This is a genomic window from Modestobacter sp. SYSU DS0875 (assembly GCF_054050915.1).
The window spans coordinates 94,478-106,764 of record NZ_JBJHAH010000012.1 but is presented as its reverse complement, the minus strand read 5'-3'; the positions used below and the strand labels follow the sequence as shown (position 1 = coordinate 106,764).

Here is a 12,287-nt window from a genome sequence, read left to right as displayed (position 1 = left end):
GGACGGACCGGTCCGGCGCACCCGGCCGACAGGTGGTGCGGGTGTGGCGACAGGTGCCTGGTGGGGACGGATGGCACCCGTCTCAGAGCAGGGCGAGCTGGCTGCAGGCGGGGCAGAGCGAGTCGCAGACCTCGGGCTGCGGGGGCCAGGGGACCTGCTCGTCCCGGGCGACGTAGACACCGCACAGCGCGGTGCGGCCGCGGGCGCCGCTGAGCCCCAGGGTCGCGTGGGCGGGGCCGATGAGGCGGGCCTGCTGGCCGGCCGGGTCCGACATGGACCCGACCATCATCACGGCGCGTGCCGTGCGGTAGGTGAATCCCATGCCCGCCACCATGTGAGACGGCGACGCTGTTCCGCCGACCAACACGCGGACGGTCGGGGGCGGGCCGTCCCAGCCACCCCAGGCGCCTCACCGGAACGGTCCCGGACGCGCCACCGCCGCCGGCCCGGTGCGGGCCGACGGCGGTGGAGACGTGCTCGGAGGTGCTGATCAGGCGGTGAAGCCCGCGCGGTCGACCTTGCGGTGGAACCGCTCACCGAGCTTGCCGCCCAGGATCGCGCCGATCAGGGTGACCACCAGGACGGCGACCAGGGCGATGATCCCGGCGGTGGTGGCGGTGCCCTCGTCGACGGGGATGCGCGGCAGGTTCAGCTGGGACAGCACGTTGTACTGCGAGCCGAGCACCGCGCCGGCGACCGCGAGCGCGATGACCACGAGCAGCCCGACCACCCAGACGGCGATGCCCTGGCGGATGCCGTCGAAGCGCGCCATCCGGCCGGCCACGTAGCCGCCGGCGAGGTAGGCCAGGAACAGCACCACCAGCAGCGCGATGCCGCCGCTGATGCCCACGGTGCCGGGCTGGTCGGTGGCCTCGGCCACGTCGAGGTTCTCGGTGAGACCGAGGGCGACGCCGGCGGCGGAGACGAGCGCGATCAGCAGCACGGCCAGGCCGTTGGCGGACAGCCAGCCGAAGAAGGCCGCGCCCCACTTGATCCCGCCGAAGCGGGCGTGCTGGGCGTCGACCGCGTCGCGGGCGGTGCCCCGCGTGGCGCGGGCGCCGGCGGAGTTGTTGCGGAACTCCGTGTCCCGGGCGCTGGTGGCGGCGCCGGTGGGATCGGGGGACGAGTTGGTGGCCATGGGATCTCCCGGGGGGTCGGTGGCTGGAGGGATACCCCGGTCGGCGGGCGCGCACCCGCCGACCGGGGGTGGATCAGCGGGTGCCGCGGCCCTCGGTGCGGCCGTCGGTGTCGGCCTCGATCTGCTCCTTGCGCACCGAGTCGCTGACCGTCTCCTCCCCGGTGACGGTCTCGGTGTCCAGCCGGACGCGCTCGACCGGGACGGCCTCCTTGTCGACCACGGGACGCTCCGCGTGCAGCACGACCTCGTGCTCCTCCTCGGAGATGGCCGGGCCGTCCAGGGCGGCCTCGCGGTTGGCGTCGGTGATCGGCTCGCGCTCGAGCCGGACCTCCTCGTGCGAGACCGGCACGGTGGTGGTCACGTTCTCGGTGACGACGTACTTGCGCAGCCGGGCCTTGCCGGTCTCGACCTGCTGGGTGCCGACCCGGAGCTGCTCCTCCGAACGGGTCATGGCGTCGTCGGTGGTCGGGCCGGAGGTGTCGTGCCCGGTGGTGCCGTGCCGGTTGGTGTCGTCGAAGCCCTCGGTGCGCCCGGCGGTGGTGTCGGTGTACCCGGTGGCGGTGTCGGTGTCGGTGCCGGTGCCCACGCCGTAGTAGCGGTAGAGCTCGGCCTCCTCGTCGGGGCTGAGGTGCCCGGAGTCGGCGTCCATCCGCGGCGCGTCCTTGACCTTGGCCTTCTGGTAGGGCACGCGCAGGGCGCCGTCGGCGAGCTGGGCCTCGGCCAGCGGGACGAAGGTCTCCGAGGTGCCGAACAGGCCGGTGCTCACGGTGGCCCACTCGGGGCGGCCGGTCTGGTCGTCCAGGTAGACCTGGCCGACCTTGCCGAGCTTGTCGCCGTCGGCGTCCACGGCGGTGGTGCCGATGACGGTCTGGATGTCCTGCTCGGTGATCACGAGTGCTCCTCAGCAAAGGGGGTGGGTGGGCCCGGGCGGCCTCGCGCCGTGCGCGCCGGCCGGCCTGGCGGACCTCAGGTAGCCCACCGGTTTACGCCGTAAACGACCCTGGACGTCCAGGTGCGTGCCGGAGCGCGGCGGTCACGCTCCGGCACCACCTCGTGCCCGGACGCGCAGCGGCGCCGCCCCGGAGGGGACCGGGACGGCGCCGCTGTCGGGGAGGACGGGCCAGTGCCGGAGCGCGGCCTCGCGCTGCGCCCGGCCGGCGTCGGCCTGACCAGGGCCCGCGTTGGTGGCCGAGACCGGATCACCGCCCGCCGCTATCTGGAGTACCTCGCAGGGACCGGGGTGGCCGACCGGATCCCGCGGTACAGGGGCGCCGGGCGGCCGGAGCACGAGTACCGCTGACGGTGACCCGCCGGCGCGTCAGAGGTCCAGCACCGAGCCGTCGTCGGAGTTCTTCGCCTCGTGCAGCACGCGCTCCAGCCGGTCGAGCAGGTTCTCCAACGCCTCCTCGAACTCCGCGGCCGACTTGTCCTGGGCCAGCAGCGGCTCGGTGCGCATCAGCGCCGGGAAGTCGGTCAGGTCGGTGGTCCGCTGGGCCTGCGCGTCGCCCTCCGGCTGGTCGAGCAGGCTGACCTGCGCGCCGATCTGGGTGACCTCCAGCAGCAGGTGCCCGAGCAGGAAGCTGGAGTAGGCCCGGTAGGCGGCGACGGCGGCCTGGTCGGAGAAGCCGTTGTCGCACAGGGTGCGCAGGAACGACTCGACCATCCGCAGGCTGCGCAGCGGCGGGCGGACCCAGGGCGCAGCCGGCGGGCGGCTGGCCACCAGCGGGAAGACCGCCGGGTGGGCCAGGGCGACCCGCCGCACGCCGTGGGCCAGCCGCATCAGGTAGTCCTGCCACCCGCTGGCGTGCTCCAGGTGGATGTCGTCGGGCTCGTCGTCGTCGTCGAACAGCCGCTCGACCACGGCGTCGACCACGCCGTCGAGCAGGTCCTCGCGGCCGGGCACGTAGCGGTAGAGGGCCATCGCCTCCACCCCCAGCGAGGCGCCCAGCCGGCGCATGGTCAGCGCGGCGAGCCCGTGCTCGTCGATGAAGCTGATCGCCGCCTGCAGGATCCGCTCCCGGTCCAGCCCCGTCGGACGGGTCATCTCGGTGGCGGCCTCGGTGCCCTCGGTCACCGCCACCAGATCGGGGTCGCGTCCGTCGTCGCTCGTCGTCTCCACCACTGCCCGTTTCCTCGACCTGCCCCCGCGGCCAGTGTCCCCCGTCGGGCGGGGTCACCGGTCGCCTCCCCTGGCCGCACTACCCCACCCGGGGGACCCGATGTGCCCACACTGCTAGCACGGTGCTTGCAGTTGTTAGCGAGGCGAGGTGTGCGGGTAGCGGTGTCCCGTCAGGCCATCCGCCACCCGGGAGTCCTCGTGACCGACCACACCACGCTCATCACCCAGCTGCGGGCACTGCTCACCCTCACCCGGACCGAGGAGCAGATCGCCCGGATCCGCACCACCCAGGCGCGCACCGACGCCGTGCGCCGCGAGCTGCAGGAGAACGCCGACAACGCCGTGGCGCGCGCCGCGGCGATCACCGAGCAGCTGCGGGCGCTCTCCGGCGTCGGTGACGTCGTCGCCCCCGTCATCGGCCGGCTGGCCGCCCTGGTCAAGGGCACCCTGGAGCAGGCCGAACCGATCGACGAGGCCCTGCTGCAGGACCTGCAGCTGGAGCACCAGCTGCTCGACCGGGCCACCTACCTCAAGGTGCTGGCCCAGGCCGCCGAGCAGCCGGCCGTGGAGGAGCTCGCCGACCGGCTGGTCACCGCCCACTCCGCGACCGTCGAGTGGCTCACCGTGGTCCTGGCCGAGCAGGCGCTCGGCGGCCCGGCCGCCCTGCAGGCGACCCCCTTCCAGAAGGTGGCCGGCGGTGCCACGAAGCTGGTGAACATGCCGGTCCGGTTCGCCGCCGACACGGTCAACCGGGCCGTGGGCGGCGCGCAGCAGGCCGGCGACTCGGCCGAGGGCACCCTGGCGGGTGTCGTCGACGACGTGCGCGGCCGGGTCACGTCCCTGACCGGTGCGGTGCGGGAGACCCTCACCGTCGGCCGGCTCGCCTCGCTGCGCCGGGCCGAGCGCATCGCCCAGCGCGAGGGCGACACCGAGGCGGCCGAGGCGGTCGCCGCCACCCGGCGCGAGCTCGGCGACGTGACCGCCGACGAGCTGCCGATCAAGGGCTACGACTCGATGTCGGCCGCCGAGATCGCCCGCGCGGTCCAGCAGCTCGACGACCCCGCCGACGTGAACACGATCATCCGGTACGAGGAGACGCACAAGGCGCGTTCCAGCGTGGTCAGCGCGACCCAGACCCGGCTCGCGGCGCTGGCCAAGGAGGCCGTCGGCGTGACCGACTGACCGTCCCGTCCGGGTCGCGCCCGGTCGGTGGCCGCGCGCCGGGCGTCCGTGCCCGGTCACCGACCGGAGCGACCGCCCGTGCCGGGACGGTGTCGCGTGGATCACGGTTATGCAACGGGCGCTCCGGGAAACACAGATCCTCATGAGCACTCCTCCTGAGGTCGCCCTCACCCCCGAGGTGCTGGAGAGCGAGTTCTCGCTCATGACCGCCGTGATCCGGCTGGACTTCCTGAGCCGCCGGGACAACGTCGTCATCGACAAGCCGATCCACGATGCCGACACCGATGACGACTGGCTGGCGATCAAGGACGTCGGCACCTCCCTGGACGTGGAGGAGGCCCTCGAGCTGCTGGCCCTCGGCGAGGTCGTCGCCCGCAAGGCGCACGGCAGCCGGCACCTGGGCATCCGCGCCGCCCTCCGGGGCGGCGCCGACTGGCAGCAGATCGCCCGGGCGCTGGGCGTCTCCCCGCGGGCTGCGTGGGAGCGCCACATCGCCTGGCTCGACGGGCAGGCAGAGGCCCGCGAGCGTGGCGACGCCGACGCGCTGGACGCCGCGGCGGTCACCGCGGCCCGCGAGCAGGCCGGCCGCCGCCCCGCCTGAGACACCACCCCGACGACGGCGCCGCCCCGACCGGGGCGGCGCCGTCGTCGCGTCCGGGCGCCGTCGCGTGCAGGTGCGCGCCGGCGGGAGGCGACGGGCCGGACCGGTCAGCGGGGGAGCAGCACCGCGGAGTCCGTGTAGCACCAGGCCCAGTGCTCGGCCCGCTCGGCGGAGGCGACCACCGGGTGCGCGGTGGCGGTGAAGTGCGCCGTCGCGTGCCGGTGGGGTGAGGAGTCGCAGCAGCCGACGTGGTCGCAGCTCAGGCAGCGGCGCAGGTGCACCCAGGTGCCACCGATCGCCAGGCAGTCCTCGCACACCGACGCCGGCGCCGGTGGCTCGGGCAACCCGGTCGCGTGCGCGCACGGCACGCCGTCCTGCACCTGCCAGGTGGTCATCGTGCCCTCCTCAGGAGCTGCCGCGCCGGGGGAGGCGGACGCAGAACGTCGTCCCCGCCGGCCCGGTGGTGTAGGTCAGCGAGCCGCCGTGCCGGCGCTCGACGATCCGCTTGGCGTTCTCCAGGCCCAGGCCGCTGCCCTGGCCCGCGGGCTTGCTGGTCACGAACGGCTCGAACAGCCGCGGCTGCAGCTCGGCGGGGATGCCGGGCCCGTCGTCGCCGATCTCCACGAACACCGACGCGTCGTCGGCGCGGGTGCGCAGCGTGAGCACGCCCGAGCCGTTCATCGCGTCGGCGGCGTTGTCGATCAGGTTGGTCCACACCTGGTTCAGCTCGGCGGGGTAGCCGGGCACGACGGGCAGGTCAGCGGCGTACTCGCGGTGCACCTCGATGCCGGTCAGCTTGCGGGCGAGCATCACCAGCGTGCTCTCCAGGCCGGGCTTGAGCGGCACCTCGGAGTGCTGCGCCTGGTCCATGTGGGAGTACTGCTTGACCGCGCCGACGAGCGCGGAGACCCGGGTGGTGGCCTCCTCGATCTCGCTCATCAGCGCCTCGGTCTCCAGGGTGTAGCGCATCCACCCGAAGGCGGCGTCCCACTTCAGCCCACCGTCGACCTGCTCGACGACGTCGTCGACCCAGGTGGCGTCCAGCCCCGCGGCCGCGAACACCGGGGCGAGCTCCCAGGCGTGCGCGACGCCGCGCTCCGCCAGGCGGTCGGAGATCTCCTCCTCCAGGTCGCTCTCCTCCAGGGCGGTGAGCTCCGGCCGTGGCTTCTGCGCCCGCTCGACGGACTGCTCCTGGACGGCGACCAGCTTGGCCACCATCTCCGGGGACAGCCCCTCCTTGGCCAGCAGGCCCAGCTTGCTCCGCATCCCGGAGATCCGGGTGCGCAGCTGCTCGGTGGCGCGCACCGCGGCGGCGGCGGGGTTGTTCAGCTCGTGCGCGAGGTTGGCCGACAGCACGCCGAGCTGCACCAGGTGCTCGCGCTGGCGCATGGTCGACTCGGTCGCCCGCACGCCCTCGTAGATGCCGTCGAGCAGGTGCACCGCCATCGGGCACTGCTGCTGCACCAGCTGGGCGAAGTCGGCAGACGCGATCCGCAGGAACCTGCTGGGCCGGTTCGTGCGCATCGAGGTCTGGTAGCGCTGCGGCGGCCCGGCGGTGAAGGCCCGGACGGCGCCGGAGTACGACCCGCGGTGCGACGTCTCGTTGATGACGACGTCCTCGCCGGTCGCGTGCTTGGTCAGCAGCAGCCCGCCCTCCAGCAGCACGAACAGCGCCTCGGCCGGCTCGTCCTCGGCGAAGACCAGGGCATCGGCGTCGAAGACCCGCACCTCCGCGCGCGCGGCCAGCCAGGCCAGGACGTCGTCGTCGAGGGACTCGAACAGGAACAGCGACCGCAGCTCCTCGACGCCGACCCGCGGGCCGGTGCTGGTCATCGAGTGCCTGCCAGGTAGCGGTGCACGAGGGTCACGGCCATCGCGCCCTCGCCGACGGCGCCGGCCACCCGCTTGACCGACTCGGAGCGGACGTCGCCGGCGGCGAACACCCCCGGGACCGAGCACTCCAGGTGGTAGGGCGCGCGGGTCAGCGGCCAGCCCGCCGGCGGGCGGCCGTCGCCGTCGAGCAGGGCGGGGCCGGTGCGCAGGAAGCCGTGGTCGTCGCGGGAGAAGGCCTCCCCGAGCCAGTCGGTCAGCGGCCGGGCGCCGATGAAGACGAACAACCGGGAGGCGTCCACGGTCTCCGTGCCGCCGGTGACGTGGTTGCTGAGCACCAGCCGCTCCAGGTGGTCACCGCCCTCGACGGCGACGACCTGGGTGCAGGTGCGCACCTCGATGACGTCGGAGGCCTCGATCCGCGACACCAGGTACTCGCTCATGCCGCGGCGGATGTCCGGGCCGCGGCACAACATCACCACCCGGCGGGCGTACTTGGCGAAGTGCAGCGCCGCCTGGCCGGCGGAGTTGGCCGCGCCGACGACGTAGATCTCCTCGTCCCGGCAGCCCAGCGCCTCGTGCGGATCGGCGCCGTAGTAGACGCCACGGCCGGAGAACTCCTCCGCGCCGGTCGCCGGCAGCCGGGTCCACTGCACCCCGGTGGCCAGGACGACGGCGTGCGCGGTCACCTCGCTGCCGTCGGCGAACCGCAGCACCCGTCCGTCGCCGTGCGGGGCGATCCCGGTGATCTCGGCGGTGGTGAGCACCTCGACGCCGAACTTCACCGCCTGGTCCCGCGCCCGCATCGCCAGCTCGGCGCCGGAGACCCCGCGCGGGAAACCCAGGTAGTTCTCGATCCGGCTGCTGGTGCCGGCCTGGCCGCCGGTGGCCGTCCGCTCGACGAGCAGGGTGCGCAGCCCCTCGCTGCCGGCGTAGACCGCCGACCCGAGGCCCGCCGGGCCGGCGCCGACGACCACGACGTCGTAGAAGGGGCTGCCGGCGCTGGTCGGCAGGCCGCACCGCTCGGCGACGTCGCGCAGCGCGGGCCGGCTGAGCACCGCGCCGTCGGGGAAGACGGTGGCCGGCAGCTCGGCGTCGTCGGCCAGCCCGGCGGCGGAGCGCACCGCGGTCGCGGCGTCGCCCTGCAGGTGCCGGTAGGGCACCTGGTTGCGGGCGAGGAACTCCTTCAGCTCCTGGGTCTCCGCCGACCACTGGTGACCGAGCAGGGTGATGCCCTCGAACGGCGCCGGCGCGGTCCGGCCCCACTGCTCCAGCAGCTCGTCCAGCACCGGGTAGAGCTTCTCCTCCGGCGGGTCCCAGGGCTTGAGCAGGTAGTGGTCCAGGTCGACGTCGTTGATCGCCCGGATCGCGGTGTCGGTGTCGGCGTAGGCGGTGAGCAGCACGCGCTTGGCGCCGGGGACGAGGTCCATCGCCTGCTCGAGGAACTCGACGCCGGTCATCCCCGGCATCCGGTGGTCGGCGAGCAGCAGGGCGGTCACCTCGCCGCGGGCGGTGAGCTCGCGGAGCACGGCGAGCGCGTCGGGGCCGCTCTCGGCACGGACGACGCGGTACCGGTCACCGTAGTGACGGCGGAGGTCGCGGGCGACCGCACGGCTGACGGCGCGGTCGTCGTCGACGGTGAGCAGGACGGGTCTTGCGGGCACGGCACCTCCGGTCGAGGCCGCGAGGGATGGTCGTCCCCGGGTGGGGGCGCCCCCGGTGGCACCGGCCATCCAACCCCTCCGGGCCGTCCACCGGTAGCCGTTCCGTTCCCGCCCGGCCGCGGGTGCCTGCGCCGGTCCCTGGCAGGCTGGCCGGGTGGACGGGCTGTGGGGCTGGATCGTGACCGTCGTCGGCGCACTGGTCGTCCTGGCCGTGCTGCGGGACGTGTTCCACACCCTCTGGCACCCGAGCGGCAGCGGCTGGCTGAGCAGGCACCTGGTGGCGGCCGTCTGGCGGGTCTCGCGGTGGCGCCGCCGACGGGCGCGCACCGGGATGCTGGCCGGCCCGACGGCGCTGGTGCTGGTGATCGTCGTCTGGGTGGCCGCCATCACGCTGGGCTGCTCGCTGGTGTACTGGCCGCACCTGTCCGGTGGCTTCCTGCTGGGCAGTGAACTCGACCCGGACAGCCGGGCCGGCTGGCTCGACGCGCTCTACGTCTCCACGGTCACGCTGGCGACCCTCGGGTTCGGCGACGTCGTGCCGTCCGCCGGCTGGCTGCGGATCGTCGTGCCGATGCAGGCGCTCCTCGGCTTCGGCCTGCTCACCGCCTCGGTGACCTGGGTGCTGCAGATCTACCCGGCGCTGGTCCGGCGGCGGGTGCTGGCGCTCCGTCTGGCCGGGCTGCGCGCGGGCCCGATCGACCGGCTCGTCGGTGACCCGGAGGGGCGGCTCGCCGCGCCGCTGCTCGACGGGCTCGCCGCCGACCTGGTGCAGATCCGGGTCGACCTCACCCAGTACTCCGAGACCTACTACTTCCGGGACGGCGAGGGGGACGCCTCGCTGGCCGCCACGCTCGGCACGGTCGTCGACCTGCAGCGGGCGGCCGGGGAGGCCCCCCGGGAGGACGTCCGGGTCGCCGGGGAGCTGCTCCGGCTGGCGGTCGAGGACCTGACGAGGGTCCTCGACGAGCAGTTCCTGCACCTGGACGCCGGGCTCGAGGACGTGCTGGCGGCCTATGCCGCCGATCACGGTCACCCGGGGCTACGCCCGGGCTGACGGTCAGCTGACGGGGCGGATGGTGCGCGGCATCGCCAGCGCCATCACCAGGCCGAGGCCCAGCACCGCGGTGCTCACCCCGAAGGCCCACTGGTACGAGAGGGCGTCGGTGAGCCAGCCGGCGACCAGGGGTCCGCAGACCGCGCCCAGGTCGGCGACCATCTGGAACACCGCGACCACCCGGCCGCTGCGCGCGGGGCTGACGTCGCCCACCACCGCGGCCGGCACGCTCGCCAGCAGCGAGGCGGCCAGCCCGAAGCTCGCCATGGACAGCAGGAACAGCCCGGTCGCCGGTGGCAGCACCAGGACGGCGAGGGACGCGGTGGCCAGCGCCGCGCCGAGCACCAGCGACGGGCGACGGCCCCAGCGGTCGGCCAGCGCTCCGGCGCGCAGCAGCCCCAGTGCCTGGGCGACCGAGCCGGCCAGCAGCCCGGCGCCGGCCCAGGCGACCGTCTTGCCGAGCTCCTCGGTCACGTACAGCGGAACCAGTGAGTTGCGCACCCCGAACAGCACCCAGCCGACACCGAGGTTGGCCACCAGCGCGGCCAGGTAGGCCCGCGACCGCAGAGCTGCCCGGAGGCCTCCGCTGGGCGCCTCCGCGCCAGGGGCGGCCGCCGTGTCGGCTTCGCCGCCCTGGTCGACGCCGGAGGCCACCGGCTCGGCCGGCACCTCGGCTGCCGGCCGCGCGGGGGTCCGCAGCAGGACCAGTGCGACCGCCCCGGCGACCAGCAGGAAGCCGGCGTAGACGAAGAAGGGCAGCCGAGGGGAGATCTCGGCGAGGAATCCGCCGGCGCCCGGACCGGCGATGCCGCCGAGGATGAAGCCGCCCTGGTAGGTGGCCGCGGCCCGGCCACGCTGCGCCGCCGGGGCGGTGCGCAGCAGCAGCGAGAGCGCGGCCACGGTGAACATCGCGCTGCCCACGCCGCCGGCCGCGCGCAGCGCCACGAACACCGGGTAGCTCCCGGCGAGCCCCGCCGCACCGGTGGTGACCGCGACGATCAGCAGCCCGGCCGCCAGCACCACCCGCTCACCGATCCGCTCGACCAGCGAGCCGCCGGCGAACGCGGAGACGAACCGGAAGAAGGCGAAGGCGCTGACCGCGAAGCCGACGGCCGTCGTCCCGACCCCGTAGGACCGGGCGAACAGCGGGATCGCCGGCGCGACCACGCCGAAGCCGAGCGCGACGACGAAGGCGACGACGGCGAGCACGCCGACCTCGCGGGGCAGTGCGGTCTCCCCGCGGCGGCGTCGCACGAGGAGCGATCCTGGCACGGCCCCGCGGGCCGCTACGGGGTGAGCACCAGCCGGCCGGCGACGTCGCCGGTGCGCAGCCGGTCGAGCGCGTCGTTGACCTGGCTCAGCGGCAGGGTCCCGGCCACCGGGGGAGCGAGCTGGCCGGCCGCGGCGAGGGCCACGGCCTGCTCCAGCTCGGCGAGGGTGTTGCCGACGCTGGAGATGACCCGCTGCTCGGCGACGACCATCGCCAGCGGGCTGACGGTGAGGGAGTCGGCGCTGTACCCGACCAACGTCAGCCGGCCGCGCCGGCCGAGCACGGCGGTGGACAGCTCCAGCGTGGCGGAGACGCCGGCCAGCTCCACGACGACGTCGGCGCCCTGGCCGCCGGACAGCCGCGTCACGGTGTCGGCCAGGTCGGCGGGGGCCACCGCCGCCGTCGCCCCGGTCGCGCGGGCGGCGGCGCGCCGGGCGTCGTCCCGGCTGACTGCGACGACGGTCGCGCCCCGACGGCGGGCCTCCTGCACCGTGGCCAGCCCGACCCCGCCGCTGCCCATGACGACCAGCAGGTCACCGGGTTCGACGGCGGCCTCGGTCAGCGCGTGCACGGCCGTGGTGCCGGCGCAGCACAGCGGCGCGGCCTGCTCGAACGACAGCTCGTCGGGCAGCCGAACCAGGCAGTGCGCGGGGACGACGAGCTGCTCGGCGAAGGCGCCGTCCGCGGCGAAGGCGAGCACACCGCGCGGCGCCAGGCAGAGGTTCTGCCGGCCGCGCAGGCACCAGCGGCACGAGCCGCAGAAGAGGTAGTAGTAGACGGCCACCCGGTCGCCCGGGGCCCAGCCGGTGACCGCGGAGCCGACCGCCTCGACCGTGCCGGCGGCCTCGTGGCCCAGCGTCATCGGCTTCTTCGCCGGCTCGTAGAGCCCGTCGGTGAAGTGCAGCTCGGTGCCGCAGACACCGGCGGCACCGATGCGCACGCGCACCTCGTCCGGGCCGGGTTCGGGCACCGGGACGTCGTCCAGGGCCAGTGGCTGGTGCGCCGCGTGGAAACGGGCAGCGAGCATCGGGCAGCTCCCTCCGCCGGTACGAACCGGATCAGGTTGGACGGTCGGCGGGGGTCGTCCGCCGTCTCAGCCCGCGCCCGGGCTCCCGTGTGCACCGGAGAACCTACCCGGCGTCCTCCAGCGGCTCGACGCGGCGGAGGAACGAGCGGATGGCCAGGTGATGGGAGAGCGACTCCCGGTGGTCGTCGCAGGCCGTCCAGACCTTCTCCCGGTCCGGGGTGTGCAGCTTCGGGTTGTTCCAGACCAGCCGCCAGCGGGCCTGGTTGGTGCAGCCCTTGCCCGAGCAGATCATCGGGGTCGTCGCATCGGTCATCCGCGCAGTCTGCCGGGCGCCGCCGACGTGCCTGTCAAGGCCGGTCATGCGTCTGTGGACAGGGTTGTGACTCGCGAATTCGGGTGGTG

General features: G+C 74.6%; 14 protein-coding genes and 1 riboswitch. Of the genes, 4 read left to right on the top strand and 10 right to left on the bottom strand.

Annotated features, from left to right (window positions below):
* Nucleotides 1-82: 82 nt before the first annotated feature.
* The 3 genes from ACI79Y_RS09670 to ACI79Y_RS09660 form a co-directional block, all read right to left on the bottom strand.
* The gene (locus tag ACI79Y_RS09670; protein WP_457158269.1) at nucleotides 83-322 is read right to left on the bottom strand and encodes a hypothetical protein; all 240 of its coding nucleotides are present in this window, start codon (nucleotides 320-322) and stop codon (nucleotides 83-85) included.
* Between the two features lie 168 nt (nucleotides 323-490).
* The gene (locus ACI79Y_RS09665) at nucleotides 491-1,138 is read right to left on the bottom strand and encodes a hypothetical protein (protein ID WP_457158268.1); all 648 of its coding nucleotides are present in this window, start codon (nucleotides 1,136-1,138) and stop codon (nucleotides 491-493) included.
* Nucleotides 1,139-1,211: 73 nt separating this feature from the next.
* Nucleotides 1,212-2,030, bottom strand: coding sequence for a DUF2382 domain-containing protein (locus ACI79Y_RS09660; protein WP_457158267.1), 819 nt, complete (start codon nucleotides 2,028-2,030; stop codon nucleotides 1,212-1,214).
* A 231-nt stretch (nucleotides 2,031-2,261) separates the two neighbouring features.
* On the opposite strand from ACI79Y_RS09660, the gene ACI79Y_RS09655 reads away from it, so the two are divergent.
* Nucleotides 2,262-2,438 (top strand): hypothetical protein, encoded by a 177-nt coding sequence (locus ACI79Y_RS09655; RefSeq protein WP_457158266.1) that lies wholly within the window; start codon nucleotides 2,262-2,264, stop codon nucleotides 2,436-2,438.
* A gap of 18 nt (nucleotides 2,439-2,456) precedes the next feature.
* Here ACI79Y_RS09655 and ACI79Y_RS09650 read toward each other — a convergent pair whose 3' ends face one another.
* Nucleotides 2,457-3,260 (bottom strand): TetR/AcrR family transcriptional regulator C-terminal domain-containing protein, encoded by an 804-nt coding sequence (locus tag ACI79Y_RS09650; protein ID WP_457158265.1) that lies wholly within the window; start codon nucleotides 3,258-3,260, stop codon nucleotides 2,457-2,459.
* Nucleotides 3,261-3,455: 195 nt separating this feature from the next.
* Here ACI79Y_RS09650 and ACI79Y_RS09645 point away from each other — a divergent pair, with 195 nt between their 5' ends.
* Together ACI79Y_RS09645 and ACI79Y_RS09640 are read left to right on the top strand one after the other, a co-directional pair.
* Complete coding sequence (locus ACI79Y_RS09645) at nucleotides 3,456-4,439, top strand: ferritin-like domain-containing protein (protein WP_457158264.1); 984 nt, start codon at nucleotides 3,456-3,458, stop codon at nucleotides 4,437-4,439.
* Between the two features lie 142 nt (nucleotides 4,440-4,581).
* Nucleotides 4,582-5,040, top strand: a complete 459-nt coding sequence (locus tag ACI79Y_RS09640; RefSeq protein WP_457158263.1) for a hypothetical protein — start codon at nucleotides 4,582-4,584, stop codon at nucleotides 5,038-5,040.
* A 107-nt stretch (nucleotides 5,041-5,147) separates the two neighbouring features.
* Here ACI79Y_RS09640 and ACI79Y_RS09635 read toward each other — a convergent pair whose 3' ends face one another.
* From ACI79Y_RS09635 to ACI79Y_RS09625, 3 genes are read right to left on the bottom strand one after another with little or no spacing between them, the layout of a single operon-like run.
* Nucleotides 5,148-5,435 carry a UBP-type zinc finger domain-containing protein gene (locus ACI79Y_RS09635; protein WP_457158262.1) on the bottom strand — a complete coding sequence of 96 codons (288 nt, stop codon included), beginning with the start codon at nucleotides 5,433-5,435 and terminating at the stop codon, nucleotides 5,148-5,150.
* 10 nt (nucleotides 5,436-5,445) lie between these two features.
* On the bottom strand, nucleotides 5,446-6,873 hold the full coding sequence (locus ACI79Y_RS09630; RefSeq protein ID WP_457158261.1) for a sensor histidine kinase: 1,428 nt from the start codon (nucleotides 6,871-6,873) through the stop codon (nucleotides 5,446-5,448).
* Nucleotides 6,870-8,534, bottom strand: a complete 1,665-nt coding sequence (locus ACI79Y_RS09625; protein WP_457158260.1) for an FAD-dependent oxidoreductase — start codon at nucleotides 8,532-8,534, stop codon at nucleotides 6,870-6,872. Before ACI79Y_RS09625 ends, ACI79Y_RS09630 begins: the two co-directional genes overlap by 4 nt.
* Before the next feature lie 154 nt (nucleotides 8,535-8,688).
* Between ACI79Y_RS09625 and ACI79Y_RS09620 the strand changes: the two genes are divergently transcribed.
* Nucleotides 8,689-9,588 carry a potassium channel family protein gene (locus ACI79Y_RS09620; RefSeq protein ID WP_457158259.1) on the top strand — a complete coding sequence of 300 codons (900 nt, stop codon included), beginning with the start codon at nucleotides 8,689-8,691 and terminating at the stop codon, nucleotides 9,586-9,588.
* Nucleotides 9,589-9,591: 3 nt separating this feature from the next.
* Here the strand turns inward: ACI79Y_RS09620 and ACI79Y_RS09615 are convergent, their stop codons facing one another.
* The 3 genes from ACI79Y_RS09615 to ACI79Y_RS09605 all read right to left on the bottom strand — a co-directional run bounded on the left by ACI79Y_RS09615 (nucleotide 9,592) and on the right by ACI79Y_RS09605 (nucleotide 12,198).
* Complete coding sequence (locus ACI79Y_RS09615; RefSeq protein ID WP_457158258.1) at nucleotides 9,592-10,842, bottom strand: MFS transporter; 1,251 nt, start codon at nucleotides 10,840-10,842, stop codon at nucleotides 9,592-9,594.
* Nucleotides 10,843-10,874: 32 nt separating this feature from the next.
* Complete coding sequence (locus ACI79Y_RS09610; RefSeq protein WP_457158257.1) at nucleotides 10,875-11,885, bottom strand: alcohol dehydrogenase catalytic domain-containing protein; 1,011 nt, start codon at nucleotides 11,883-11,885, stop codon at nucleotides 10,875-10,877.
* Nucleotides 11,876-11,984, bottom strand: a riboswitch (TPP riboswitch). It overlaps the preceding gene by 10 nt.
* A 4-nt stretch (nucleotides 11,985-11,988) precedes the next feature.
* The gene (locus tag ACI79Y_RS09605) at nucleotides 11,989-12,198 is read right to left on the bottom strand and encodes a hypothetical protein (protein WP_457158256.1); all 210 of its coding nucleotides are present in this window, start codon (nucleotides 12,196-12,198) and stop codon (nucleotides 11,989-11,991) included.
* Nucleotides 12,199-12,287 lie beyond the last annotated feature (89 nt).

Coding starts and splice junctions, on each gene's coding strand:
- ACI79Y_RS09670 (WP_457158269.1), bottom strand. CDS start 322: ATGGGATTCACCTACCGCACGGCACGCGCCGTGATGATGGTCGGGTCC.
- ACI79Y_RS09665 (WP_457158268.1), bottom strand. CDS start 1,138: ATGGCCACCAACTCGTCCCCCGATCCCACCGGCGCCGCCACCAGCGCC.
- ACI79Y_RS09640 (WP_457158263.1), top strand. CDS start 4,582: ATGAGCACTCCTCCTGAGGTCGCCCTCACCCCCGAGGTGCTGGAGAGC.
- ACI79Y_RS09635 (WP_457158262.1), bottom strand. CDS start 5,435: ATGACCACCTGGCAGGTGCAGGACGGCGTGCCGTGCGCGCACGCGACC.
- ACI79Y_RS09630 (WP_457158261.1), bottom strand. CDS start 6,873: ATGACCAGCACCGGCCCGCGGGTCGGCGTCGAGGAGCTGCGGTCGCTG.
- ACI79Y_RS09610 (WP_457158257.1), bottom strand. CDS start 11,885: ATGCTCGCTGCCCGTTTCCACGCGGCGCACCAGCCACTGGCCCTGGAC.
- ACI79Y_RS09605 (WP_457158256.1), bottom strand. CDS start 12,198: ATGACCGATGCGACGACCCCGATGATCTGCTCGGGCAAGGGCTGCACC.